The sequence below is a fragment of the Paenibacillus sp. FSL H7-0943 genome (genome assembly GCF_037963265.1).
Lineage (GTDB): Bacteria > Bacillota > Bacilli > Paenibacillales > Paenibacillaceae > Paenibacillus_AQ > Paenibacillus_AQ odorifer.
Genome location: NZ_CP150148.1, coordinates 1980438 through 2003922, shown reverse-complemented (window position 1 = coordinate 2003922; position 23485 = coordinate 1980438). Strand labels below are relative to the sequence as shown.

The 23485-nt window shown below is 45.1% G+C and carries 19 protein-coding genes; 9 read left to right on the top strand and 10 right to left on the bottom strand.

The genetic code is table 11. The features are described 5' to 3' along the window. Positions 1–16: 16 nt before the first annotated feature. The 3 genes from NSQ55_RS08625 (at position 17) to NSQ55_RS08615 (ending at position 3711) form a co-directional block, all read left to right on the top strand. Positions 17–1699 (top strand): alpha-glucosidase, encoded by a 1683-nt coding sequence (locus NSQ55_RS08625; RefSeq protein WP_076184664.1) that lies wholly within the window; start codon positions 17–19, stop codon positions 1697–1699. A gap of 145 nt (positions 1700–1844) precedes the next feature. Next, a complete protein-coding gene (locus NSQ55_RS08620; RefSeq protein ID WP_175617329.1) occupies positions 1845–2708 on the top strand; it encodes an AraC family transcriptional regulator in 864 nt (287 codons plus the stop codon). A 151-nt stretch (positions 2709–2859) separates the two neighbouring features. Further along, on the top strand, positions 2860–3711 hold the full coding sequence (locus NSQ55_RS08615; RefSeq protein ID WP_076126458.1) for a DegV family protein: 852 nt from the start codon (positions 2860–2862) through the stop codon (positions 3709–3711). Between the two features lie 64 nt (positions 3712–3775). Here the strand turns inward: NSQ55_RS08615 and NSQ55_RS08610 are convergent, their stop codons facing one another. From NSQ55_RS08610 to NSQ55_RS08590, 5 genes are all read right to left on the bottom strand, one after another. Next, entirely contained in the window at positions 3776–5413 is a 1638-nt protein-coding gene (locus NSQ55_RS08610) for a PAS domain-containing protein (RefSeq protein ID WP_076184666.1), read from the bottom strand. A 208-nt stretch (positions 5414–5621) separates the two neighbouring features. After that, entirely contained in the window at positions 5622–6323 is a 702-nt protein-coding gene (locus NSQ55_RS08605) for an ABC transporter permease (RefSeq protein WP_256717259.1), read from the bottom strand. Next, positions 6307–7227 carry an ABC transporter ATP-binding protein gene (locus tag NSQ55_RS08600; protein ID WP_076126453.1) on the bottom strand — a complete coding sequence of 307 codons (921 nt, stop codon included), beginning with the start codon at positions 7225–7227 and terminating at the stop codon, positions 6307–6309. Before NSQ55_RS08600 ends, NSQ55_RS08605 begins: the two co-directional genes overlap by 17 nt. Before the next feature lie 117 nt (positions 7228–7344). Beyond that, positions 7345–8280 (bottom strand): sensor histidine kinase, encoded by a 936-nt coding sequence (locus tag NSQ55_RS08595; RefSeq protein WP_339172627.1) that lies wholly within the window; start codon positions 8278–8280, stop codon positions 7345–7347. After that, complete coding sequence (locus tag NSQ55_RS08590) at positions 8280–8996, bottom strand: response regulator transcription factor (RefSeq protein ID WP_036684414.1); 717 nt, start codon at positions 8994–8996, stop codon at positions 8280–8282. The genes NSQ55_RS08595 and NSQ55_RS08590 overlap by 1 nt, the downstream gene beginning before the upstream one ends. 158 nt (positions 8997–9154) lie before the next feature. Here NSQ55_RS08590 and NSQ55_RS08585 point away from each other — a divergent pair, with 158 nt between their 5' ends. The 3 genes from NSQ55_RS08585 to NSQ55_RS08575 all read left to right on the top strand — a co-directional run bounded on the left by NSQ55_RS08585 (position 9155) and on the right by NSQ55_RS08575 (position 13129). Next, on the top strand, positions 9155–10126 hold the full coding sequence (locus tag NSQ55_RS08585; RefSeq protein WP_076184669.1) for a phosphodiester glycosidase family protein: 972 nt from the start codon (positions 9155–9157) through the stop codon (positions 10124–10126). Next, a complete protein-coding gene (locus tag NSQ55_RS08580) occupies positions 10123–11136 on the top strand; it encodes a bifunctional glycosyltransferase family 2/GtrA family protein (RefSeq protein ID WP_339172624.1) in 1014 nt (337 codons plus the stop codon). Before NSQ55_RS08585 ends, NSQ55_RS08580 begins: the two co-directional genes overlap by 4 nt. A 601-nt stretch (positions 11137–11737) precedes the next feature. Beyond that, the gene (locus NSQ55_RS08575; RefSeq protein ID WP_076184671.1) at positions 11738–13129 is read left to right on the top strand and encodes a SpoVR family protein; all 1392 of its coding nucleotides are present in this window, start codon (positions 11738–11740) and stop codon (positions 13127–13129) included. Positions 13130–13191: 62 nt separating this feature from the next. Here the strand turns inward: NSQ55_RS08575 and NSQ55_RS08570 are convergent, their stop codons facing one another. The 3 genes from NSQ55_RS08570 to NSQ55_RS08560 all read right to left on the bottom strand — a co-directional run bounded on the left by NSQ55_RS08570 (position 13192) and on the right by NSQ55_RS08560 (position 17355). Further along, positions 13192–13632 (bottom strand): GNAT family N-acetyltransferase, encoded by a 441-nt coding sequence (locus NSQ55_RS08570; RefSeq protein WP_076184672.1) that lies wholly within the window; start codon positions 13630–13632, stop codon positions 13192–13194. A gap of 346 nt (positions 13633–13978) precedes the next feature. After that, a complete protein-coding gene (locus NSQ55_RS08565; protein WP_254857052.1) occupies positions 13979–14905 on the bottom strand; it encodes an AraC family transcriptional regulator in 927 nt (308 codons plus the stop codon). Positions 14906–15459: 554 nt separating this feature from the next. Next, a complete protein-coding gene (locus NSQ55_RS08560; protein ID WP_036684429.1) occupies positions 15460–17355 on the bottom strand; it encodes a PrkA family serine protein kinase in 1896 nt (631 codons plus the stop codon). Between the two features lie 194 nt (positions 17356–17549). Between NSQ55_RS08560 and NSQ55_RS08555 the strand changes: the two genes are divergently transcribed. After that, positions 17550–18455 (top strand): DUF2161 family putative PD-(D/E)XK-type phosphodiesterase, encoded by a 906-nt coding sequence (locus tag NSQ55_RS08555; protein ID WP_339172619.1) that lies wholly within the window; start codon positions 17550–17552, stop codon positions 18453–18455. Between the two features lie 1028 nt (positions 18456–19483). Here the strand turns inward: NSQ55_RS08555 and NSQ55_RS08550 are convergent. Both NSQ55_RS08550 and NSQ55_RS08545 read right to left on the bottom strand, forming a co-directional pair. Next, positions 19484–20701: a PLP-dependent aminotransferase family protein gene (locus tag NSQ55_RS08550; RefSeq protein ID WP_036684431.1), complete on the bottom strand. Its 1218-nt coding sequence runs from the start codon at positions 20699–20701 to the stop codon at positions 19484–19486. Positions 20702–20845: 144 nt separating this feature from the next. Beyond that, the gene (locus tag NSQ55_RS08545; protein WP_036684433.1) at positions 20846–21502 is read right to left on the bottom strand and encodes a response regulator transcription factor; all 657 of its coding nucleotides are present in this window, start codon (positions 21500–21502) and stop codon (positions 20846–20848) included. A 284-nt stretch (positions 21503–21786) separates the two neighbouring features. On the opposite strand from NSQ55_RS08545, the gene NSQ55_RS08540 reads away from it, so the two are divergent. Continuing rightward, positions 21787–22194: a hypothetical protein gene (locus NSQ55_RS08540; protein WP_036684435.1), complete on the top strand. Its 408-nt coding sequence runs from the start codon at positions 21787–21789 to the stop codon at positions 22192–22194. Then, entirely contained in the window at positions 22191–23255 is a 1065-nt protein-coding gene (locus tag NSQ55_RS08535; protein ID WP_139331019.1) for a phosphodiester glycosidase family protein, read from the top strand. Before NSQ55_RS08540 ends, NSQ55_RS08535 begins: the two co-directional genes overlap by 4 nt. The last annotated feature ends 230 nt before the right edge of the window (positions 23256–23485 follow it).

Below are 23485 nucleotides of genomic sequence, written 5' to 3'. Positions count from 1 at the left end.
TAAGGAGTGATTTTGAATGAACAGAACCTTTTGGAAAGAAGCCGTTGTCTACCAAATCTATCCCCGCAGCTTTCAAGATAGCAATGGTGACGGGATTGGAGATCTGCAAGGAATCATTTCACGTCTGGATTATTTGCAAAAGCTAGGTGTCGACGTAGTTTGGCTGTCACCTGTATATAAATCACCAAATGACGATAACGGTTATGACATCAGCGATTATCAAGATATTATGGATGAGTTCGGCACATTGCAGGATTGGGAAGAATTACTGACTGGATTGCACGCCCGTGGCATAAAACTGATGATGGACCTTGTAATCAATCATTCCTCAGATGAGCATCCTTGGTTCGTAGAATCCCGTTCTTCAAAAGATAATCCATATCGCGATTACTACATTTGGCGTCCGGGTGGACCAGATGGTGAGCGCCCCAACAATTGGAGTTCTGTATTCAGCGGCCCGGCTTGGGAACTGGATGAAACCACTGGTGAATACTATCTGCATCTGTTTTCGCGCAAGCAACCGGATCTCAACTGGGAGAATCCGCAGCTGCGTGAGGAGTTATACAAGATGATCACCTTCTGGCTCGACAAGGGTGTGGATGGTCTACGAATGGATGTAATCAATATGATTTCCAAGGTGGAAGGTCTCCCTTCCTCTCATAGAGACGGCCTTGCTCCCGGGGAACTTGCTTGGGGTGGCGAATATTATATGAATGGACCACGTGTTCATGATTTTTTACATGAAATGAATGACAAAGTGTTATCCAACTATAACATTATGACTGTCGGCGAAACTCCTGGCGCTACAGTTGAAGATGCCATCCTTTACACGGACGAGGAACGCAAAGAGCTGCAAATGGTATTCCAGTTCGAGCATATGGATGTGGACTCGGGTCCTGACGGCAAATGGGACGTAGCCCCGTGGACGTTGTCGAAGCTGCGCGATATTCTTCATAAATGGCAAGTGGGTCTGGCGGATAAGGGTTGGAATAGTCTTTATCTTAACAATCATGACCAGCCACGTATGGTCTCAAGATTCGGGGATGACGGTAAGTATCGTGTGATCTCTGCCAAAATGCTCGCTACCTTACTGCACACGCTGAAAGGGACACCCTATATTTATCAAGGCGAAGAAATCGGGATGACTAATGTAAAGTTCACAGCCATTGAACATTATAAAGACATTGAAATCCTCAATATGTATCGCGAAAAGGTTACCGAAGGCGGCGCTGATCCTAACAGCGTGCTAAACGCTATTCATATCAAAGGCCGTGATAATGCGCGCACTCCGATGCAATGGGATGATTCTGCGAATGCCGGCTTTACTGAAGGGGAGCCGTGGCTCAAAGTTAATCCGAACTACAAGGAAATTAACGTGGAGCAGGCCCTGGCGGATTCGGATTCCATCTTCTATTATTACCAAAGGCTGCTTGCTTTGCGCAAAAAAAATCCGATCATGGCTTATGGCGAATACAAGCTACTTTTGCCAGAGCATGAGGATATTTATGCCTATACGCGTACTCTGGATGACGAGAAGTGGCTGGTGCTGCTCAATTTCAATGAGGTTCCACAGACTGTTGATCTTTCCGCAGAGCTAAGTAAGGCTACGGAACTTATTATTGGAAATTACCCTGATGATGCACCCACACGGGAATTATTACGACCTTATGAAGCAAGAGTGTATCGATTGAAAGACTAACTTTGTCTATCTTCCTGAGTTATACTATTTAGGATGATTTTTTATGAGATTATCCTTCTGCCTGCTACCTGTCATTAGAGAGCACGGAATAACAGGATTTTGCAAATGCAGCCTGATAGTATGAACTTAAAGGGAGATGACGGACTTGGAATGGCTTATCCGCATGAAAGAAGCTTTAGATTATATGGAGAGCAAGATGGAGGAATCTGTGACCATTGAAGAAATCGCCAAGGTTGCTTACTCCTCCCCCTTTCATTTCCAGCGCATGTTCAATATGCTTACCGGAATATCTATTAAAGACTATATCCGTAAGCGCAGATTAACTCTGGCTGCACAGGAGCTTGCTATTTCTAAAGTTAAAGTGCTGGATGTTGCACTGAAATACGGATATGACTCGCCCGAGTCGTTTGCCAAAGCATTCCGCAAGGCACATGGAATTACTCCTTCTGCTGCGCGGGAGTCAGGGGTACAGCTCAAGGCTTTCCCTAGACTCTCCTTCCATCTATCACTGAAGGGAGATAAAGAAATGGACTACAGAATTGAGAAAAGAGACGCCTTTAATGTTATCGGACTAGTAGAGGAAATGACAACGAAGGATGGGGAGAATCTGCGCCGCATCCCTCAGTTGTGGATAGAAGCTAATGAAAATGGTACGTCGGATAAGCTGATTGAGCTCGGTGAAGATAAGGATTTATTAGGCATCTGCTCTGACATGAACCATGATAAAGAAACCTTCTCCTATTGGATCGCTGTCGAAGCTACTCCAGAGACTGATGCACAGGGCTTTGCTTCTACAACAATTCCAGCTGCAAGTTGGGCTGTGTTCACCTCAGTAGGGCCGATGCCTGATGCGATCCAGCAGGTATGGGCACGCATTTTCCAGGAGTGGTTCCCTTCCACAGGCTACGAGCACACAGGCGGACCTGAGTTTGAGCTATATCTTCCAGGGAGACCAGACGCAGAGGACTATCGTTGTGAGATATGGATCCCTGTTACGAAAAAAGAATAGAACTAAAAAGACTATCGAAATCCCGATAGTCTTTTTTCTTGTGATTGCCTACTATTTCATTTTGAGAATTGGCATAGTCTTGGTATAATAAATAGATTATGTAGTTCTATAATGAATATTGTCATCCGAATTATCGGTGAAGGAGAATTTCATGTCTACTGTAAAAATATTTTCAGACAGCACTTCCGATTTACCTCAAAACTGGAAGGATACTTATGACATCGGCATCGTTCCTCTTTATGTTGTATTTGAAGAAGGTACCTACAAAGATGGTGAAGATATTACACCCGAGGAAGTGTATCGCCGTGTAGCCGCTAGTGGAGTATTGCCGAAAACGGCAGCACCTTCGCCAGCAGATTTCATTGCTGCATTTCAACCCGTGATTAGCAGCGGACAAGATATTGTATATATCAGTCTCTCCTCCTCACTATCCTCTACATATCAGAATGCACTTTTGGCTGCCGGGGAATTTCCTGAGGGACGCGTACAGGTTATAGATTCGCAAACCTTGTGCGGAGGCATTGCCCTCCTTGTTATGAAGGCTGTCAGAGCTGCTGAAAAGGGCCACTCTGCCGTAGAGATTGCAGCCATGCTGGAGCACAGCCGCAGCCTTGTGGAAACTGAATTCGTTGTGGATACGCTAGATTACTTATATATGGGTGGACGCTGTTCAGGCATGCAGAACTTCATCGGTAGTCTGCTCAAAATCCGTCCTGTTCTTAGACTGGTAGATGGGAGCATCATACCTACCAGCAAAATCCGTGGCAAAAAAGAAAAAGCTGTGGAACAAATGCTCCAGAACGCTTTGGTTCATGTCGATCGAATGGATAATGAGTTGCTCATCGTGGTCCATACCTTGGCGGAAGAAGATGCGCTCTATCTGGAGGCAGCACTACGAGAGAAAACTCAAGTTAATGAAATAGCAATCCTCCATGCGGGTTGTGTAATTGGCAGCCATTGTGGGCCGCATACTGTAGGTCTCATGTATATGCTTCAGGACTAATAACACACAAATCTCCGGCCATTGCTTCTTAAGCAAATGGACCGGAGATTTGTGTGTAACCCCCCTAGTTTGAAGTTACTTCCAGCTCTATATCTTCTGCTCTGCAAGGCAACATAAAACGAAACGTAGAACCTTGATTCTCTTCACTTTCTACAAAGATCGTCCCACCCATCAGCTCCACAAGCTGTTTACAAATCGCCAGTCCCAAGCCTGTGCCTCCATATTTACGGTTTATGGACGGATGCAGCTGTGAGAAAGATTGAAACAATAGATTGAGTTTGTTACCGGCAATTCCTACACCTGTATCCCGCACTGAAAACTCCAACAAAAATTCTTGTTCATCAGATAGTGGAATGTTCTTCACCGATAGGGTCACGCTCCCACGTTCCGTGAATTTCAGCGCATTGCCTACCAGATTCACGACAATCTGCCGCAAGCGGATCGGATCAGCAATGATTATGGTTGGAACGCTAGTATCCATCCACCAACGTAATGCCAGCTTCTTCTCTTCCGCTTTCGGTGCAAATAAATCAATGACGTCTGAGATCATCTCGCGGAGATCAAACTTCTCGGATTGTAGTGACATTTTACCTGCTTCCATTTTGCTGAAATCAAGAATGTCATTCAAGATCTGCAATAACGTATAACTACTGCTGCGTAAAATCTCGGCATAACCTCGCTGCTCTTCTCCAAGTTCAGTATCCAACAATAGATCAGCCATTCCGATCATCCCGTTCATCGGCGTCCGAATTTCATGGCTCATCATCATTAAGAAATCAGATTTGGCTTGCGCTGCCTGCTCTGCTGATTCTTTCGCACGAATGATTTCTCGCTCATTCGTAATATCACTGAAGGCAATAACCGCACCGGCGATCAGCCCTTCATCAATAAGAGGTGCTACCCGATAATTAACAAAAAAACTGGTGCCATCCTTACGCCAGAAGATCTCATCATCTTTCTTACGGATGATTCCATCCTCTATCGTAAGACTAATCTGGCAATCAGGTGTCGAATAACGCGAACCATCACCTTGGATATGATGGATATAATCCATAAGCTTCAAACCCATCAATTCTGTTGGTTGGTAGCCTAACATATCCGCTGCCTCACGGTTAATAAATAGAGCGCGCCCCGTTGTATCCAGCACAAAGATTCCCGCGGAGACGGAATTCAGAATGAGACTCGATTGTTGATCCTTCACAGCTACTATTGAGGTATCTTTGGAGCTGATCTCCACTTCGCCCGTGATAGGTAATTCAGTATCTAAGGTGTCCGCTAATTCATCTAGCCAGTCTTGTAACAATTTTGCATGTAAAAGAGCGCTTCCGTTAGCCACTTGAGTAATCGCGAATACCCCGGCGATCCCTTCTTCCGTTCTGATCGGTAATAGTTTAACGCCTACGCAATCTGAGCCTTTTTTGGGATTCTCTAAATCTTGTAGCTCAAAGCTTGAGGAGTTCCCCTGCAGAGCAGCCTCAAAACTAGCAATATTGCCAAGTTTTTTTCTCTTTGCTGATATCGGACTTGTATTTTGCAACTTCGCTTCTGCGCTCAAGCCTAGATGAAAAGTTCGATTGGTTCCTACGCAGCGACCTTGTCTATCCAGAACGAATATCAAATCAGGATGATGGTCATATAACGATTTATAAGCGCTCTCTTCCGAAAGCAACCGTCTCAGAATGGACGTCCAGTCTTTATCCACAGTTCACATCCCCTCAGGCTCTCTCATCCATTATCATTACCCCTAAACGAGCAATGTTCATCTAAAATTTAAAATATATTTCATATCTATTATATCAAAATTACGGAAATCAGTCGTAGATAAACGTCAAATTCCCCCTTTATAACCCAATCACGATGCTTTTTCATCGTTACAAAAGGGTTATAAAAGGGGGTGAATTCCGAATCTATTAGGCTATATCTTTATGTTCAATGTTGCGAATAGCCATATAGGCAATACCTGCTCCTAGCAAACCAAGTGAGATCGACACCGCCGCTAAATTACCTAAGCGAGCTTGATCAAATCCCCCAGAAATTAGGGAGGTAACTAACACAGCTGAGACGATGGTGGCAGGGACCGATTTTTTCTTCATTCCAAAGTACAATGGGATTAGAGCAATACCCGCTGCGTAAAAAGCGTTTGCGCCTAACTTAATCAGCTCTGAAGTGATTACATGAAGGGTCAGTTCACCCGGAATAAGCCCTGCAAAGGAATTGAATCCTACTAGGATAGCGCCGACTACAATATCTGCCACGATAATGGCCACAAATGTGAAGGCGAACACTATCAATATTTTCGCAGTCATCAGCTTTTTACGTGAGATAGGATACATGAAGAGAAGAGTAATGGTGTTGTTCTTATACTCATCAATCACCAGCTTGCTAATAATAACCGAAGCGAAAATAATATAAGCAGCCTTTACAAAAACGAACACGCCCTCAAACAACTCTGCATAAGAAGCAAATGACGGTTCGCTCTCATTTTGATCAACGAATAAAACCATAATCATAAACGCAAGAATCGCAAGATTGACGATTGCTGCACCTGTAAGAAGCGTTTTTAGCTTATTCTTCCGAATCTCCAAAGATATTAATTTAAGCAATGCCTTCACCCCCAATCAATTGCAGAAAATGATCTTCCAGCGTATGTTGTTTTTTGCTGATACTTTCAATTTCCACATCTGCTAGCACTAACGCCTTATTCAGATCACGTTGTGAGATTCCACCGTCATATATTCTAACTGTAATATGGTCCAGCACTTTGAAATTATTAAGCCCAAGCTTATGCTCCAACACATACACTGCTTTATTAATCTCATTCGTAACCACTTCGATATATTCAGTATTTTGGCCACGAATGGAATCCATCGCCACTTCTTCTACCAGAGCACCCTGCCGGATCACACCGATCGTATCAGCAATCTGCTCTATTTCCCCCAGAATATGACTAGATACAAGTAACGTCATTCCATATTCACGGCTAAGCATCCGGAACACTTCACGCATCTCCTTGATTCCCACAGGATCTAGCCCATTAATCGGCTCATCCAAAATGAGCAGCTCAGGTTTCGTCATGAAGGCTCTGGCAATACCCAGACGTTGCTTCATCCCAAGTGAAAATTGCTTCACCGGCTTTTTATCGACACCTGTGAGCTTTACCAGCTCCAGCGCTTCACCAATCGCTTGCGGATCATAATAGCCCATGTACTCTCCGTGCAAAATCAGATTTTCTTTGGCTGTCAATTTATCATAAAACACTGGATATTCAATGATGCAGCCCATCCGCTTCAGCATTTCGTAAGAATGCTCAGTCATTTTTTCATTAAAAAATTCAATTTCTCCACTCGTAGGTTTAACGAGGTTCGTGACCATTTTCATCACGGTAGTTTTGCCAGCACCATTGGGTCCAAGAAACCCGTAAATTTCACCTTGCTTAATATTCATATTCACATTGCTGACGACTTCTTTACCTTGATAGGTTTTCGTTAAATTTCTTGTCCGAAGTATTGTAGTCAATTCCGCGCTCCCCTTTGTTTTCGTCTCGTCTTCCTTAGTTCTTATTGTACACAGCAGAATTTTCTTTTTTATTACTCGTTTCTTACGAAAATCTTAAGCTGCGCACAATTCTATTCCTTAGAAGCGTAATCTGCGAAAAGTAAGGGTAAACACCGTTCTCACATACGGCTGACTAACCAGTGTAATCATTCCATTCATTTGCTCCGTTAATCTTTTGGTGATCGTCAGACCTAGACCGCTGCCTTGATAAGCCCGATTTCTTGAGTCTTCCAGCGTATACAGACGCTCAAATACTTTATCCTGGTGTACTTCACTGATGCCTTTTCCCCGGTCCCACACCTCTATGTATACTTTGTTCTCATCACTATAGAGCTTTAATCCTAATACGCCCCCAGCGTCGCCATAAGAAATTGCGTTCGACAACAGATTGGACAATATTCGATCAAGAGCCTCTTCATTTCCCATGAAGTAAACAGCCTCATCCGGAATCTCAATCTCCACCTCACTGCCCTTAGCGCTGAGGATATCATAGAAAGAAAGGATGTTGCGTCTGCATACTTCACCTGCCTCAACTCGTGAAAGCGCAATTTCCCGATCCCCTGATTTTAGCTTGGACAAATCAAAAAACTTGTTCATCAGCTGGATCACTTCATTGGCTTTTTGATGAATCATCTTCATCATTCGTTCCCGTTCCCCGGCCGGCAAATGCTCATCCTGTTGAATGGTCTCAATATAACCAAGCACAACCGTTAGCGGAGTCTTAAGATCATGAGAAATATTAGACAGCATATTACGCATGGATTTCTCCAGCCTAACGCGCTCAATGCTTCCTTTATGATTGATATCCAGCAGCCGGTTCAGGTCAATCAGCACGCTCTGCAGCTCCAAATTACCGCTGAACAGCAGCAATCTTTCATGTGAGCCTTCCTCCATAATGCTGCTTAACTTGTCATGCATATATCGCAAATCATTAGAAGCTTTACGCGAATTCTGATATTGCCACACAATGACGGCGAGTAAGAGCACAATGACAACACCTAGCACCGCTATCATTATAGCTGTTCTCCCAGCTTATACCCGATGCCCCATAACGTCTTAATGTATTCGGGATGGGAGGGATCGTCTTCTATTTTTTCACGCAATCTTCTCATATGTACATTAATGACGTTCTCATCCCCGAAATAATCATCCTCCCATACGCTCGCATAAATCTGCGCTTTGGTAAATACTCGGCCCGGATGCGTCACAAACAGCTTAAGAATATGAAATTCCTTCGACGTTAGCTTTACTTCTTCCCCGTTCTTCAACGCAGAGAAGTTATCTAAATCTACAGTCAATCGGCCAATGGAGATCATTTGCTTCACCGGAGCTTGATCTTCCACTTGGATACTGGGAGATGCATAACCTGCACGACGGATCGCTGCCTTCACCCTAGCCGCTAGCTCAATCATAGAAAAGGGCTTCGTAATATAATCATCCGCCCCAAAGCCTAACCCAAGCGCTTTATCTACATCACTGTCTTTAGCGGACATGATCAACACTGGAACCAGACTCCCCGCACGGATAGTCTGAAGAATGTCAGTCCCGCTTCGCTTCGGCAGCATAAGGTCTAACAGCACAAGATCAAATGGACCACCGGTCCGAAATGTTCTCTCCGCTACTTCACCGTCAAATACAGCTTCAATCTCATAACCTTCTTTTACCAAATAAGACCTGACCATTTCACTGATTGCTTCGTCGTCCTCAATCAGCAGCACACGCTGTGGCATGTCCAAACCTCCCCGTAGTCGAAAACCTCTTCGTTAAATTATACCAATTTCCCGGAGCTCTTACTATTTCGGTTTTTATTTCAGCTTTTATTTCAGTTTCATTAAAGGTAGCCCAGGTATTATGGCCTTAACAACTTACAAAATGAGGTGATGCTTCAATGTTGAACAAGAGAAGTAAGCAAGCCTGGAGCTTCAAACGAAAGCTGCTGATCGTGATGATCATTGTCCTCCTGCTTCTCGGCACAGTGATATATAGTCTGGCAGATCGTTACTTAATCGAACATGTCGAAGTCGTAGTTGCGGATGATGCAGCTACAACTAGCAGCTCAGGAGCTACAGCCGTTACAACTGCCGAAGTTAACGCAACCTCTGACGACTGGAATTACTCCAGCGATGATATTCAGATCCAGATCGACCAAGTGCAGACCGGTTCCGGTTCAGACCAGATCACTTATTTTGTCGCTGATATCGTCCTCAAGGAAGCGAGCAGCCTGCGCACTGCCTTTGCCGACAACAGCTTTGGAACAAACATCACTGAGGATACCTCGGACATTGCTTCCGCGAACCATGCGATTTTTGCCATCAACGGTGATTACTATGGCTTCCGCAATGACGGAGTGATTATCCGTAACGGCACGGTGTATCGTGATGATCCTGTGCGGGATGCAATGGCGCTGTTCGATGATGGGACAATGCAAACCTATAACGAGGAAGAGATTTCTTCCTCTGAACTGCTGGCGCAAGGGGCCACCGATACCCTTTCCTTTGGTCCGATTCTGATTCAGGACGGGGAGATTGCCAGTGATTTCAGCAATGTCAAAATCGATACCAACTTCGGCAACCATTCCATACAGAATGCGAATCCCCGCACCGCAGTTGGTATGATCGCACCAAACCATTATGTGTTTGTCGTAGTTGACGGGCGCAATGAAGGGTACAGCCGTGGGATGACCCTTACTGAGCTAGCCGATGTAATGTCCGACCTTGGTGCCACAGAAGCCTACAATCTGGACGGCGGTGGTTCATCCACTATGTACTTCATGGGACGGGTCGTAAATAATCCGCAGGGCAAAAACAAGGAGCGGGGCGTCAGCGACATTCTTTATATCAAGGAGGGTGCAACATCATGACTATACTGATCCCAGCCTATGAGCCAGATGAACGACTGCTCGATTTGATTTTACAGCTGCATAATTTCCAGCTCGAACCTATTGTTCTTGTGGATGACGGCAGCGGCCCGCACTACCGTGGAATCTTCGATATGGCAGAAGCATTCGGCTGCACTGTCCTAACCCATGAAGTCAACCTCGGAAAAGGACGTGCTCTGAAGACAGGGTTCCAGTATATTCAGGAGACTGGTCTGCCGGATTATGTAGTCTGCGCGGATAGCGACGGCCAACATCTGCCTTATGATATTAACCGGATCGTTGAATCTCTGCGGAACCAGACTACTCCGGGAATCGTACTCGGCAGCCGCCGGTTCACCGGAACCATTCCTCTGCGCAGCCGCTTCGGCAACTCTGTAACCCGGACGGTCTTTTCCTTAACTACAGGTACTAAGATTTATGATACACAAACTGGGCTGCGCGGCTACCCCCTATCAATGCTTGATTGGCTATGCCAGATTCCCGGCGAACGGTTTGAATATGAAATGAACATGCTGCTGACTGCCCATAAAGAGGGGTACACCATTACGGAAGAGTACATCGATACCGTCTATCTGGACGATAATAAATCATCCCATTTCCGGCCTCTGATGGACTCCTTCCGGATTTATCTGCCGATACTGATGTTCAGCACTTCTTCGCTGCTGTCAGCCCTGCTCGACTTCACACTCTTATTCCTGTTTCAGAGGCTCAGCCATAACCTATTCCTGTCCGTCGCGGCCGCGAGATTGTGCAGCTCTGTCTTTAACTATTCTATGAACCGAAAATACGTCTTCACAGGCGGCAAACGCTCCAAGATTCAGGCTTCGCTTCCCAAATATTTTGCGCTGGTGATCCTCGCATTGTTGTTCAACTATGGGCTACTCTATTTCTATAATGAAAAGCTGATTATTCCGCTTGTCGCCGCCAAGCTACTGACCGAGGCTTCAATCTTCCTTTTCAGCTATTGGGCGCAACGGAGGTTTGTCTATTGAGGGTTTGGGTAGTCTGGGGAAGGTTACGTTCTCTCGACTGCTTATGCTTGTGTGGTGAGCAATCGGGAATTTGTGGAGTACTAATTGGACACTTGTGGAGTACTAATCGGATACTTGTGGAGTACTATGGGTACCTATGGAATACTTTTCGAACACATATGGAGCTTCTATCGGGTACCTATTGGGCACCTATCGGACACAGATGACACTAATCGCAGTATTATTCCACTTTTGGTATGCTAACGGACCCCATAGCCGCTATTGGTAAGAAAGACACCACATATGAGCCTCTTTCTGTGGGATAGCGTCTGTGGGGTCCGAAACCCTGCTCAAAAGGCTGGAAATTTGCAAATAACGTCATCTGAGTCCGAATTCACCGAGAAGGATACCGTTGATAGAATTCGCATACAAAAAAGCTAGTGCTTCCTTCCAATAATGTATACAAAATCACATTATCTTCACTCAGAAATTCAGAACGTCATACACTCATCTTCTCTCCCATATACTTAAATGGAACAGTCCCGGACATTGTCGCGGAACCTTTGCAGCCTTGTCAGAATAGGTTGCAGCATAAGCCCAAGCTGGAGGGAGAGAAAGATTCATGCCAAGCGAAGAAATTAATGCGCTAGAGCGGGCCATTGCCGAGATTACGGAAATAGCCACTGGCTTCGGTTTAGATTTTTATCCCATGCGTTATGAAATATGCCCCGCAGATATTATTTATACATTCGGCGCTTATGGAATGCCTACACGATTTGGACACTGGAGTTTTGGAAAAACCTTTCATAAAATGAAATCCCAATACGATTTCGGACTGAGCAAAATATACGAGCTCGTTATTAACTCCAACCCTTGTTATGCCTTCCTGCTGGATGGAAATTCACTGATTCAGAATAAGCTGATCGTTGCCCATGTGCTAGCGCACTGTGATTTTTTCAAAAATAATATGCGTTTCTCCATGTCCAACCGAGATATGGTCGAGAGTATGTCAGCTACAGCAGATCGGATTGCCGGTTATTCTGTAACCTACGGTACTGATGCTGTGGAGAGCTTCATCGATTCAGTGCTGGCTATCCAGGAGCATATAGACCCCAGTCTGATCCAGCCACGCAAGCTGGGCAAAACTCACCTACTGGAAGCTAAGATGAAGGAGCTTAAAGATGCCCCTCCAGGCGGCACGAAATCATCCAATCCTTATGACGAATTATGGAATTTAGATAAAAGCAATACTGGGCCACAGGAAGCACCCTCTGGAAACCGTGCTTTCCCCCCTGAGCCAGAAAAAGATATGGTCTGGTTTATCCAGCAATATTCTACTGTTTTGGAGGATTGGCAACGCGATATCATGACGATGCTCCATGACGAAATGCTCTACTTCTGGCCGCAGATGGAGACGAAGATCATGAACGAAGGCTGGGCTTCCTACTGGCATCAGCGCATCGTTCGCGAACTAGATCTGACCGAAGAGGAAACAGTGGAATACGCAAAACTAAATTCATCCGTCGTGCAGCCCTCACGGCAAAGCCTGAATCCTTACTATCTGGGGCTGAAAATCTTTGAAGACATCGAACGCCGCTGGGACCGTGAGAAAATCTTTGAAGTACGTGAGTTGGAATCCGATACCTCCTTTATCCGCAGCTATCTGTCGAAGGAATTGGTGAACGACCTCGATCTTTATGTTTTTGAGAAAAAAGGCCCCGAATGGAAAATCACCGATAAAGCATGGGAAAATGTACGAGATCAACTGGTGCTCGCCCGGGTCAATGGCGGGTCTCCTTACTTGGTCATTGAGGACGCAGACTTCGAGAAGAATGGTGAATTATTTATAACTCATCGCTATGAAAGCATCGAGCTGGATCTGAAGTATCTGGAGCGCACACTCCCTCACATCTACTCTTTATGGGGGCGGACGGTTCATCTACAGACGGTTGTGGAAGACAAAAAGGCGCGTTTTTCATACGATGGCAAAAAGGTGCAGCGGAAGTTTATTTAAACTAAAAAAAGCGGCAGACCTAAACGGGTATTAACACCCTGGTCTGCCGCTTTTTGCTATGACTAAAATGAGGATTCAGATTCTTTTAACGACTTCGAGAAATATTTTGGAGCCTCAACAAATCCTTGTCGAGCATAAAATCTATGCGCATCAGTTCTTCTGGAATGACAATGAACCTGAATTTTATCACAGTTTCTTTTTCTAGCTAAATCAGCGCAATACTCCTCAAGCTTTCGTCCAATACCTTTGCTCCTAATGGCATTGCTCACCACAAGATAACTTATAATTGCAGTCTCTCCTACCAGACCTAATTGGGGTATGTAATGCATGGAAATACAAGCTACCACTTGATCATCTTCCTCAAAAACCAATAATTCCTCGTCCGGATGTAGGATTAGCTTTTCTATTTTTTCTTGCATGAACACTTCTGTATCCGGATATCCCAACTGTTCTAATAATTCCGCTATGTCTTTCCAGTCATCAGCTCTCGCTTCTCTAATCATCTGCTTCACTCCCTGTTATTTTCGAATTACCTTACTTATTGACTCTATTACACTACGGAAGATCATACTCGTCAAACATAAACTGATTAGATAAAAAAACACCCCAAAATTATCATTGGTTTCCATATGAGAGTTCCTAAAAAAGGAGACCCACAGCGGTAACACGTTGCGGACCTCCATCGACACCCTCATATCAACTTAATAACTGCACATGGCAAATGCTCAGGTGAACGTAACGTTAGGAAGTTTGAAAATGTAGGCGCGTAGCGTTCGCCTTTGTCAGCGACCTAAAGTCCAAACATTTCTGAAATTACAATTATCACCGCGCGGTCTTTGCCCTTATCGACTATTCAGTCAACTTTTTCACAGGAACGTAAATCTCCATCACTGTATCTGGCCGCGAATGGCAGCGCTCATCGTAAAACTCAAAATCCAGCTTAGTCTCGTCATAAACGTAACCACTGTCCTTAAACCACTCTTCGAAGATGTACTTCCAGCTGCTTTTTATGACTTGGGCAAACTCTATTTGCTCTGTATCCGTTGAAGTATCCACTGGAGGTGTTGTAAACACGGCATATTCGGCTTCTGGGACATCCATCGTCAACATATCAGCTTCTACCTTGGAGTAGTCCTCAACAATAACACCCAAAAGATAGGTGGCATTACCGTTATCTGAAGACGGAATACATAAACCAACTTCTCCGTGTTTAGGCGGGTTTAGTATTTTATACATTTTGGACTCCAGGTTTTCACCCTCATAATGGCTCCAAAAAGAAGCAATATCCTTAGTGTACATACTACCCGCAACATTAGTTTGGATACCATAACCTGCCACCTTAAAAGCAGGCTTACGAACAAAAACAGGATTCATAATATAACCTCCGATATCAAATATTGAATTTCCTTTACTAAACCCATCCATCCGCGCTGCATATTGTGTCGGACTATAACCAAAGGTTTTGCGAAAAGCTTTAGTAAAGCCACTTTGTGTTTCAAAACCATAGTCCAGCGCAATATCAATGATCTTTTTTCCAGCAAATAATTCAATTGAGGCTAAGGATAATTTTCGGCTCCGCACATACTCCATCACAGACATTTCTTTGCACAAGCTAAACACTCGGCAAAAATGATACACCGAATATCCGACCTCCGTCGCTATTTCTTCCACCGTTATATTTTCTTTGATATGAGCTTCTATATATTCAATACATTTTTCTATATCTTTACTGTAATTCAAGTGCAGCACCAGCCTTTCCCCGTACGGTGATTTCATTATATCAACTGCGCTGGAGATGGACTGTTCCTGTTTTGCTGAGCTGCATTATTGCCTGTATAAAAAAACAGAGCAGTGATCCTCCATTTACAAAAGGATCATAACTCTGCGTATTCTTAGTCACCATCATTTTGGGTAAGCCTCGAAGTAGACAACGCTGGATCCACGTAACTACTTACTCTTCAGTTCTGTTGCTCCCAACGACTGACTAAAGGACCCAGATGACGTTAATTGCAAAAATATCGCCTTTTGAGCGGAGTTTCGGACTCCAGTGCAGCTATTAGTCAAAAACGGCTCATATTTAGGGTTTTTCCTGCTAATAGCGACCATGGGGTCCGATAGCCTGCGAAATATGCTCAAAATCTACGTTTAGGGTCACCTGTGTCCTTTAGCAACTTCTTACGCACAACAGCCAAATTAGTCAGACGGGTTGCGGCGTTTAGATTAACATTAGGAGGGTAAAAGGAAGAAAATACAACATGGGAGGGCAAAAAAAGAGTGCTCCACAGCCATTTTCATGGCTTTTGGAACACCCCGCATAAATGAACTCTTTTTTAACGGTTAAGCAGACTTCCCACGTATTTCAGCAGCTCGTTGGCGCAAATTGGGCAGTAGTGATGTCCATCAATAAGTCTGGCGCATACCTCGTTAATTCGTTTGAGCTGACTTTCATCAGGTGTTTTGGACGAGGTGGTGATTTTGACAATATCTTTGAGATCTGTGAACAGCTTTTTCTCAATCGCTTCCCGCAGGCGGTCGTGGTTGTTGTACTCGAATTTCTTCCCTTTGCGTGAATACGCGGAAATCCGGATCAGGATCTCTTCACGGAACGCTTTTTTTGCATTCTCAGAGATTCCAATTTGCTCTTCAATCGAACGCATTAACCGCTCATCCGGCTCCATTTCCTCATCCGTCAGCGGATCACGAATTTTCGACCAATTGCAGAAAGCTTCGATATTATCTAGATAATTCTCAAAAAGTGTCTTCGCAGATTCCTCAAAGGAGTAGACAAATGCCTTTTGTACTTCGCTTTTCGCTAAAATATCATATTCCTTGCGGGCAATGGAGATGAAGTTCAAATAACGCTCCCGCTCCTCTTTTGTAATCGATGGATGCTGATCCAGGCCATCCTTTATCGCCCGCAGGACATCCAGTGCGTTCATGCACTGCAGATCTCCTTTGATCAGAGCGCTGGAAATGCGGTTGATAACATAACGCGGATCAATTCCGGACATGCCCTCATCTAAATACTCCGTTTGCATCTCTTTAAGATCGGCCTCTTTATAGCCTTCGACCTCTTCGCCATCGTACATCCGCAGCTTTTTGATCAGATCCATACCTTGTTTTTTGCTTTCTTTAAGACGGGTTAGGATAGAAAAAATAGCGGCGGCACGCAGCGCATGTGGTGCAATATGCACATGACTCATATCACTCTGGGCGATCAGCTTCGCGTAGATTTTTTCCTCTTCCGAAACTCTGAGGTTATACGGAACAGGCATAACAATCATACGGGATTGGAGCGCTTCATTCTTTTTATTAGAAATAAACGACTTATACTCGGTTTCATTTGTATGAGCAATTATCATTTCGTCCGCACTTATCAACGCGAAGCGGCCAGCCTTGAAATTGCCTTCTTGCGTCAGTGACAGCAGGTTCCATAAAAACTTTTCGTCGCATTTGAGCATTTCCTGAAATTCCATCAGCCCACGGTTAGCTTTGTTCAACTCACCATCAAAACGGTAGGCACGCGGATCAGATTCCGAACCAAATTCAGTAATGGTCGAAAAATCAATACTTCCTGTCAAATCGGCGATATCCTGAGACTTCGGATCAGATGGACTAAAAGTACCAATCCCTACCCGCTCTTCTTCTGACAAAATAACACGCGTCACCTTAACCTGCTCAATGTCACCAGCATAATCATTTCTTAGACGCATCTGGCAGGATGGGCACAAGTTGCCCTCAATACGTACACCAAGTTCCTTCTCAATCTCCGGACGGAGCTCCAGCGGGATCAAATGCAGCGGGTCCTCATGCATCGGGCAGCCTTCTATTGCGTATACCGCACCCGCATCTGTCCGCGAGTACTGTTCCAAACCACGTTTAAGCAGCGTGACCAGGGTCGATTTCCCCCCACTGACAGGTCCCATCAATAACAAAATCCGTTTGCGAACATCAAGCCGACGTGCTGCAGAGTGAAAATATTCCTCGACCAACTTTTCGACTGCACGATCAAGTCCAAAAATCTCCTGTTCAAAAAACTTATACCGTTTGCGTCCGTTTATGTCCTCTACGCCGTGCGACTTAATCATGTCATAAACGCGGGAGTGAGCGGTTTTTGCGGGAGAGGGGTCTTTTCTCAACAGTTCTATATACTGCTTGAAGGTGCCGCTCCACGCCAACCGGTCGTTCTCAGCCCGATACGAAGCTATACGCTCAAAAATGTCCATTGCTCGCTGCCTCCTCTTGCGCTCCTACTTGCTCTTCTACTTGCTCTCCTATAGCGTTAAAAAGTGTATTACATACCTATGCGGCAAGCGCGGAATAGTTGACCTCTTTTTTACTGTGCTATAATAGAGAATCAGAAAATGGCTGTAAAACCTTATTGGGAAACCCGAAAATAAAAGCCTACGGGAGTGACAAGATGGCGGTACGACATGAAACGGAGCTGTATGCTCCTTTGAAGATTTTTTTTGAAAAGCAGGGTTACAGCATCAAAGGTGAGGTTCGGACCTGCGATTTGGTGGGGATTCGGGAGGACATTGAGCATCCTCTGATTGTGGAGATGAAAAAATCATTCAATCTCGCCTTGCTGCTGCAAGGGGTAGAACGGTTGAAGCTCAGTCCTACCGTCTATCTCGCAGTGGAACGTGTCCGTGATAAAAAAGGAGCGGTGAACCAGCGCTGGGGCGAGCTTAGCGGATTATGCCGACGGCTCGGTCTTGGGCTGATCACTGTTATCTTTTATAAGACCAAAGCACCGCTGGTCGAGGTGCTCGTAGAGCCAGACGAGAAGCCGCCTGCGCAGCGCAGCAACAAGCGGCGGCGCGAACGCCTGCTCTATGAGTTCCGCGAGCGCAGCGGAGACTACAACACCGGCGGCAGCACGCGCGTCAAGCTCGTGACAGCCTACCGCGAGAAAGCGCTGCGTGTCGCGCTTTCTCTGCAAGCAGCGGAGGCGGACGCCGCCGAACAGGTTCCGGCGCTGAGCTCAGCGCCGGAGAGCCGTGCTGCCGGGGACGCGGCAGCACGGGAGGCAGCGGCGGCAGGCACGCGAAGCGGTGCCCCTAGCGCTGCCTCAAGCACGCTTCCAGCGGCCGTATTGGCCGCAGGAAGCGCTCCCCGCTCGGCCGGCATCACTCCGGCCGAGCTGCGGAAGCGTAGCGGCGTACCCACCGCCGCCGCTATGCTTCAGAACAACTACTACGGCTGGTTTCACCGGGTAAGCCGTGGGCGTTACACCCTAACCCCAGCCGGTCATGCGGCGCTGGTGGAATATGCCGCGATAACAAGCGGCGTACCCAATAACAGCAATCATCCCATTAATTAGCTAACCTAGCCGGGACAGTACTTCTATCGACTATTTCTTTTTAGTCGGGTCTTATTCTTTTAGCTCGGTTCTAATCATTTACTCAGACTTTAAACTTATTATTCTGATGCACACATAACATGTGTAAATAACGCCAAAAAGCATCCCAACTACGGGATGCTTTTTCGTATGACTAATCTTATTTAAATCCTATCTCTGTGCATTCCATGTTCTTAACTTACACTTAACATATTAGTATCTGGTGCGTACCACGCTCTTACTACACTCATATCACATTTAGATTACATTTTTAATACACTAGTATCTCATACGTGTCATGTCTTATTTCACTCATATCTCATGAGTATCTCATACGTACCACATTCAGATTGCATTCTTAACACACTAGAATCTCGTTCGTACCATGCTCTATCTTATACATACCACATTCGTATTACACGTGCATAACTCGCTCTTCCCACGTTCGTAAATCATTATCATCACATTAGTAACTCATTCGTACCACGTGCATAACTCGCTCTTACCACGTTCATATCTCTGCGTACCTCATCCGGCTCTAAGTGCCTGTACTTATTTAACTTATTTACACTCTCGAACACGAGCCTTATTTACTAATTACTATTTTCTCTACTCTTGCTTTAACAAGCTACTCTTGCTGAATCATTCAAAGCAAAATAAGCTTTAAAAACACCATTCCGAAAAAGGCACACTAAGTTATTAGGGAAATCCTCCCCAATATTCTTCGATTCACACGCTAAAAACCGCATTTTAGGGAAATCTTCCCTGATTTTCGCCAGATTTACCCTTAAAACGGGGAATCCCTTGATTTTTTAGAGAGAAATTCCCTAAACAGTCCATTTTAGAGTTCAAATCGACCATTTTTAGGGAGGATTTCCCTAATTAATCTCACATCACGAACTTCGTCTTGCCCGACTTGTAATTCTGTCCTTGTTTTAGCTCTAAAAGTGTCTTGTGTTTTCATCATGTCATTCATTTCAATCTTTCATTCCCAACTTTCATTCCACTACCTAACTCCGTGCTGTGAACTCCTTAACCGCTTCGCTCATCAGATTCATGCCAAGCAGCAGCTCATCCCTGCCGGGATGGCTAAAGTTAAGGCGAAGGTGATTGCTGACTCCATCTACACTACATAACGGACCTGGCAAAAAAGCCACTCCCTTACCTAGCGCACATTTGAGCAACGCCATAACATCCATTCCCTCTGGTGGTGCGACCCACAGGAACATGCCTCCTGATGGAAGGTCATAGGAGCTGCCCTTCCAAGCAGGCCGCTTGAGCAGTTCCACCATAAGCTTCAGACGGGTGTTATACTCTCGATTCAGCTGCGCGATATGCTCACGCAGATCAAACGCAGACACATCCAATAAATGATGCAGCAGCCGCTGATTTAATGCGCTCGACTGCCAATCGGCCATCTGCTTAGCCGCAGACATCATTCTGATCAAGACTCGGCTGCCTGCCGCCCAGCCCGTCCGCAGCGCAGGCGCAACGGTCTTGCTGAACGAACCGATATAAAGCACGTGTCCGCCATCGCTGATATTTTCCAGTGCATACAAAGACGGATATCTTTTAGCCTTGTGTTCACCCTGCTTCTGGAAGTGCAAATCCCCATAAGAATCATCTTCCACAATCAAGATGTTATATGCGATACATAAATCCAATACTGCGCGGCGTCTCTCCAAACTCCATAAAATGCCGCTTGGATTGGTAAAGCTAGGGGTTGCGAACAGCATTTTCGGCTTATGCAGCTCGATCTGGCTCCGCAAATGCTCCGGATCAAGCCCGTCCAAATCACCCTGTACAGGAATAATAACGGCCCCCTGCATCCGAAGAGTCTGCAAAAATCCTGGAGAGGTCGGATTTTCTACTAATACACGATCTCCTGGATCAATATACACCCGCGACAACAAATCAATGGCTTGCTGGCTACCCGTTGTTAGCAGAACTCCACCCTCAACAACATTTACCCCTTTTTCTTTAAGCCAATCCCCTGCGAGCCACTCCCGAAGCGGTCCGTACCCTGCAGGATCACCATATTGCAGTGCTCCCGCATCTGCTGAAATCACCGTAGATGCTGCTTCAGCAAGCAGTGACAATGGGAATAGTTCTTCCGCTGGTAATTCTTCAGCTAGCGATATCATGGAGCTTCTCCGTGTTTGGGTGCGGATACTAAGAAGCGATGACGACAACAATGTGTGTGCGCGAGCAGAAAATTCGTAAATCATGCGAAATCCCCCTTCCCTGTTACCAAGTAGAAACGGCTTCGTCATCCTCATCCAAGGATGGGATGGTTACCCATTCAACATGATATTCTTACTTCTACTCCAAGAATATTCCACCCCATACGTCATTATGTCGTAAAGCGTGGGTTAGGCGTAGATTTGCCTGTTTTGTCTTGAGAAGAGCGCGAATTTCTCAATCGCTTGTGCCCGGGTCGAAACATCGAGCTTTACATAGATTTTGCGCAAATAATTATCAATGGACCGACGGCTTACCGCAATTTCAAGCGCAATTTTATCGTAGGTAATCCCTTGAACGATTCGCTCCATGATAAACATCTCTGTCTCCGTCAGTTGCAAAACATCATCTAATCCTTTAAATGTCGAAATCGGCCAAGCTCCTTTTTCAATCCATTCCAACGGCATTGAAAGAAAACCCTCCCGTAAACCCAGGATCAGCTGTAAAAGCTGACGGGGAGAAGCTCCCTTCGAGAATATCCCGCTGGCTCCTAGTTCTACGAGGGGCTGAAGCAGTTCTCGCCCGTCTTCGTCTGTCATCACGACAAAATGTGAGTTTGGTGAGCTTTTTTTCATATTTAACAGCACACTCTCAATATTCCCCTCAGGCATATGATAATCTACTAGCACTAGCTCGGGATTTTTTTCCCTTACGATGGTAGCGCCTTCGTCCCAAGTGGAATACATTCCCAGAACCTTAAGCCCCTCTTCCTCTTCCAAAATCAATTTTGTCCCCAGCATACTTGTAGGATGACACCCCACAATGACCACCTGCCAAACCTTCATCATTAATGCCCTGACCCCCTGCTCTATATATAATCATCTAGAAAGGAAAGCGCCGCAGCGTTTCCGGTTAAAACGCAAGCAAGGCTGTATGATGACTTGTCTGTATAATCTCTAGCTGGTTACCTTGTGTACGTCTATCAGAATTCCAATCTATAGAAATTGTATCGCAGTAGTTTAATAGGATGCAATTACTTTTTCTAGTTTTCATACTCTCTTACATTTTTGCGAATCTTGTCAAAGTCTGATAGAATGGGGACTTGAAAAAATGACCAACCCGAGGTGATAAAATGCAACCGCTAGCGGAAACGTCCCCGGTACGCTCGCGCTCTACTACTGCGAGAAACGGCCCTTCCGTAAAATGGTTTTTACTGTTCTGGATTATGATGATCGGACTCGGCGTATATGCTGTATACAGCTACACGAACCATCTGAAGCAACAGGTGCTTACCGAACTTAGCACTCAGAGCCAGCAGCAGCTTACCGTTTTGAAGACCGACTATGAAGCAAAAATTGCCGTTCTCTCTGAAGAAGTGAAGGAATTGCAGAATACAGTGCAAAGCTTTAACGAACTATTAACCTTCACTAAAGATAATGCTAGTGCCAAGACAGATAACAGCAACAAGCTATATACGCAATTGAGTGAGGTAAGCAAACAGTTAGAAGCTTTGAAGAAAGAAATGGATCTGATCAAATGATGACGCCAGTCAAAAGAGTAAACCGCTTCTTCATGCTTCTAACTGCACCGTTCATAGGCTTGGTTATTTGTATGTCGTGGTATCGACCACCGCTACAGCTAGACCTTGATGTAGGACAATTCACACCAAGCGCTGGGCCAGTGAATGAAACAGCTTCCTTAAAAAAAGAGCTGACGCTGGCAGAGGCCTCCGCAGCTTACACCATTGATGCTGTCAGCGCTAGTGCCAAGCTATATAAAGAGACTACCACTACGATGAATAAGCTGGTCGAAACAGCACAGACTCAGGCGACCCGGCCTGAACTGATCTATAACCGCAGGATTTCAGCCAAGCTTGGTATACCTTCAGAGATCGTTACTAGCGACCGTATAAGAGTTGAGTTATATCGATTGAATCCAGGAAACTACAAAGCTTATGCGTTGAAAATCAAATTGAAGGACCCGACCGCTATGAAGATGAGCTTGGCGGAGACAGCCTCCGGTGCGGAAACTACTATGCATGCCGTACAGCGTAATGGTGCCATTGCTGGTATTAATGCGGGCGGCTTTGCAGATCAATCCGGAAAACGTTATCCCTTAAGCACAACTGTAGTGGATGGAAAGTATTTATACGGTTTTGAGCCCACGTACAAGGACCTAAGTTTTGTTGGGCTGAACAAATCCGGGCAATTAATCGGAGGGAAATTCTACAGTCGCGCACAATTAGATCAGCTAGATCCGGTATTCGGCGCCACCTTTGTGCCTGTCCTCCTTAAAAACAACATCAAAACACCCATACCCGAAAAGTGGAAAACATCCCCTAATCGGGCACCACGTACCGTGATCGGCAAATATAAAGATGATCAGATCCTGCTTTTTGTAGCGGATGGATATAATGAGTATGGCAGCTCTGGTGCACAGCTGGAGGAGATTCAGAACAAATTATCGAATATGGGTCTCGTAGATGCTTATAATTTAGATGGTGGTGGCTCTTCCTCATTGATCTTTAACGGAAGAGTTATCAATAAACCATCTGATGGAAATCTAAGAGCTGTGCCAACGAATTTTCTGTTTTTTAAATAATATAGTAAATTGTCTATGTAACATATCACATTTGCGTTTATTTTTATTAAATTGCAGGTTATAATCTTGATAACGAATACATTCGCTATTGGAGGTGCCAGTATGTCGTTCTCATTAACCTTTTGGATCGTAATGTTCGTATTTGTGTTATTTACGGTCGGCATCCTTACCTCATCTTACAACGACGACAAAACAAAAGGCCTATAAAGCCGATATGTCCCTGCAGCCAC

Excerpts from the sequence above, each read along its gene's own strand:
- NSQ55_RS08625 (WP_076184664.1), top strand. The coding sequence starts at position 17 with ATGAACAGAACCTTTTGGAAAGAAGCCGTTGTCTACCAAATCTATCCC.
- NSQ55_RS08615 (WP_076126458.1), top strand. The coding sequence starts at position 2,860 with ATGTCTACTGTAAAAATATTTTCAGACAGCACTTCCGATTTACCTCAA.
- NSQ55_RS08595 (WP_339172627.1), bottom strand. The coding sequence starts at position 8,280 with ATGATAGCGGTGCTAGGTGTTGTCATTGTGCTCTTACTCGCCGTCATT.
- NSQ55_RS08590 (WP_036684414.1), bottom strand. The coding sequence starts at position 8,996 with ATGCCACAGCGTGTGCTGCTGATTGAGGACGACGAAGCAATCAGTGAA.
- NSQ55_RS08585 (WP_076184669.1), top strand. The coding sequence starts at position 9,155 with ATGTTGAACAAGAGAAGTAAGCAAGCCTGGAGCTTCAAACGAAAGCTG.
- NSQ55_RS08580 (WP_339172624.1), top strand. The coding sequence starts at position 10,123 with ATGACTATACTGATCCCAGCCTATGAGCCAGATGAACGACTGCTCGAT.
- NSQ55_RS08575 (WP_076184671.1), top strand. The coding sequence starts at position 11,738 with ATGCCAAGCGAAGAAATTAATGCGCTAGAGCGGGCCATTGCCGAGATT.
- NSQ55_RS08570 (WP_076184672.1), bottom strand. The coding sequence starts at position 13,632 with ATGATTAGAGAAGCGAGAGCTGATGACTGGAAAGACATAGCGGAATTA.
- NSQ55_RS08565 (WP_254857052.1), bottom strand. The coding sequence starts at position 14,905 with ATGAAATCACCGTACGGGGAAAGGCTGGTGCTGCACTTGAATTACAGT.
- NSQ55_RS08560 (WP_036684429.1), bottom strand. The coding sequence starts at position 17,355 with ATGGACATTTTTGAGCGTATAGCTTCGTATCGGGCTGAGAACGACCGG.
- NSQ55_RS08555 (WP_339172619.1), top strand. The coding sequence starts at position 17,550 with ATGGCGGTACGACATGAAACGGAGCTGTATGCTCCTTTGAAGATTTTT.
- NSQ55_RS08550 (WP_036684431.1), bottom strand. The coding sequence starts at position 20,701 with ATGATTTACGAATTTTCTGCTCGCGCACACACATTGTTGTCGTCATCG.
- NSQ55_RS08545 (WP_036684433.1), bottom strand. The coding sequence starts at position 21,502 with ATGATGAAGGTTTGGCAGGTGGTCATTGTGGGGTGTCATCCTACAAGT.
- NSQ55_RS08540 (WP_036684435.1), top strand. The coding sequence starts at position 21,787 with ATGCAACCGCTAGCGGAAACGTCCCCGGTACGCTCGCGCTCTACTACT.
- NSQ55_RS08535 (WP_139331019.1), top strand. The coding sequence starts at position 22,191 with ATGATGACGCCAGTCAAAAGAGTAAACCGCTTCTTCATGCTTCTAACT.